Here is a 345-nt window from a genome sequence, read left to right on the forward strand (position 1 = left end):
TTGCTGTCACCGGCCGAGCGCCAGTTGCTGCTGCAGACATGGAACGCGACGCAGCAGGCGTATCCAAAACATCGGTGCGTGCACCAGCTATTCGAAGCACAGGTCGAGCGCACGCCCGAGACGACGGTGCTGGTGTTCGAGGACCAAACGTTGAGCTATGCGCAGCTGAACGCACAAGCCAATCGCCTCGCGCACCAGTTAATCAAGCTGGGCGTCAAGCCCGATGCGCGGGTGGCGATCTGCGTGCAGCGCAGTCCCGCGCTGGTCGTGGGGCTGCTGGCGATTTTAAAGGCCGGGGGTGCGTATGTGCCGCTGGACCCGAGCTACCCAGGCGAGCGCTTGGCG

1 protein-coding gene is annotated in these 345 nt (G+C 64.1%); it reads left to right on the top strand.

Going from position 1 to position 345, the window contains the following annotated elements; all coding sequences use genetic code 11:
• Window positions 1-345: AMP-binding protein (locus KQH55_RS16405; protein ID WP_235091718.1), on the top strand; the 345-nt coding region annotated here is incomplete at both ends.

The organism is Mycetohabitans sp. B3 (genome assembly GCF_021498065.1).
Taxonomy (GTDB): domain Bacteria; phylum Pseudomonadota; class Gammaproteobacteria; order Burkholderiales; family Burkholderiaceae; genus Mycetohabitans.